2 protein-coding genes are annotated in these 1,676 nt (G+C 42.2%); both read left to right on the top strand.

Features of this window, described 5'->3' with window-relative positions; translation table 11 throughout:
- Positions 1-134 precede the first annotated feature (134 nt).
- A complete protein-coding gene (locus tag C8J48_RS18460) occupies positions 135-764 on the top strand; it encodes a recombinase family protein (RefSeq protein WP_107728732.1) in 630 nt (209 codons plus the stop codon).
- 24 nt (positions 765-788) lie between these two features.
- Positions 789-1,316: a hypothetical protein gene (locus C8J48_RS18465; protein ID WP_107728731.1), complete on the top strand. Its 528-nt coding sequence runs from the start codon at positions 789-791 to the stop codon at positions 1,314-1,316.
- Positions 1,317-1,676: the final 360 nt, after the last annotated feature.

Consider the following 1,676-nt stretch of genomic DNA (forward strand, 5'->3'; position numbering starts at 1 on the left):
AATTTGCCTGTTGAGCAAGTCATGCAATACAAAAAACAAGACGGCTCTTAATTAAAGAGGCCGTCTTGTTTTTTGTCTCAATAGGGTACACTCATTTAGAACAATGGAAGACAAACGGTTTTTCAGTGGTTATAATGTCTCATATAAGTGGTTTCATAAATGAAGGCAGGTGGAAACAAAAATTGATAATTCGAGGGTATATCCGGGTATCGTCAGTGGATCAAAATCCCCAGCGTCAGGAGCAAGCGCTCAAGGAAATGGGAGCGGATATTGTATATATTGACAAAATGAGCGGAGGCACCCGACAACGGCCGCAACTAGCGCAAATGCTCGATGACCTTCAACCGGGGGATGAAGTCCTTATAAAAGAACTTTCCCGATTTTCTCGCTCTACCGTAGATACCTTTGATTTAGTAGAGGAGATCCGGGCAAAGGGAGCCTCTTTAAAGTCTTTGGCGGAGCCTTGGTTAGACACCAGGGACGATAGTCCCCAGTCCCAATTTCTTTTAACCGTTTTTTCTGCTTTGTCTGAACTGGAACGAGGCATGATTAGACAAAGACAGAAAGAGGGTATAGCCATTGCAAAAAAAGAAGGCAAGTATAAGGGTAGGCCGCCTAAGTTGACTACGAATAACCCGCGAGTTCGTGTGGCATTGGAGGAGTATGCCAAAGGGGAGCGTTCAGTGCGGGAAATTGCTCAATTATATTCCATCAGCCGGTCTAGTTTGTATCGTTTGGCAAAAGAGGAAGAAATCACAAGATAATGGGGTTAGGTAGGGGGTTACACTTTGGCAAACCGGTGGAGCAAAGATGAAGATCAAAAATTAGTAGATCTTATACTTAATACATTGGAACGTGGCGGAAAACTCAAAGAAGCCTATAAGGTGTTTGCTGAACAGCATCCAGATCGAGGTATGGTGGCTATTCAACAGCGATGGAATAATCTTCGATCATCCCACCTTGAACAAGTGCAAGCAGCTAAAAAAGCGGGGAAAATCAACCGGACAAAAGATAGTGGTGCATCTGCGACCGATTTTTTAGACTCACAGCGTACCCAGTACGTTAATCATTCCGTACAAGGATTCAATGAATTACTAACACAAGTAAACGAGTTGGTTCGTCAGTTGAGAGAAGAACAGGCGGAAAAACAACACTGGAAAAGCAAGGCACTTGAATTAGAGAATCAGTTAGCCCAGGTCGCGGACTTTGATAAGCTACAAATGATCATGAGGCGGGTACGCCTTAATTCAGCTGAGGATTTGATTGAAGGAGAAACCTACCGAATGGAGAAAAACGGGAACCTTGTTCGAGACTAAGGATTAAATAATACGTCTAACATGCCACCAGCCCTAGAAATTTGCTTTCTAAGGCTGGTTTATTTTCGGGAAGGGGTAAGTTTCTTAAATTAACTTTTGAGTAGTTAGGATGATATTCAGCGAAAGAGGCCAGGGGAATTAAACCTTTGGCCTTTAATTATGATGTCTTAATAGCCGCTTTTTTCAGGAAGGAATATATCCCTGACAGATAGAGAACAATATTATTACTATATACATAAAATACATTATGTACATTATGTACACCTTTCGATAAAATGGAGGTGAAAAGGAGGTATGCTCATGGATACGATAATCAATGCCACCGACGCCCGTAAAGAGTTTTCCCGTGTAATTGATACC

It is taken from the genome of Desmospora activa DSM 45169 (assembly GCF_003046315.1).
Classification (GTDB): Bacteria; Bacillota; Bacilli; order Thermoactinomycetales; family DSM-45169; genus Desmospora; species Desmospora activa.

Bases quoted from the DNA above. Each gene is read 5' to 3' on its own strand.
- C8J48_RS18460 (WP_107728732.1), top strand. From the start codon at position 135: ATGTCTCATATAAGTGGTTTCATAAATGAAGGCAGGTGGAAACAAAAA.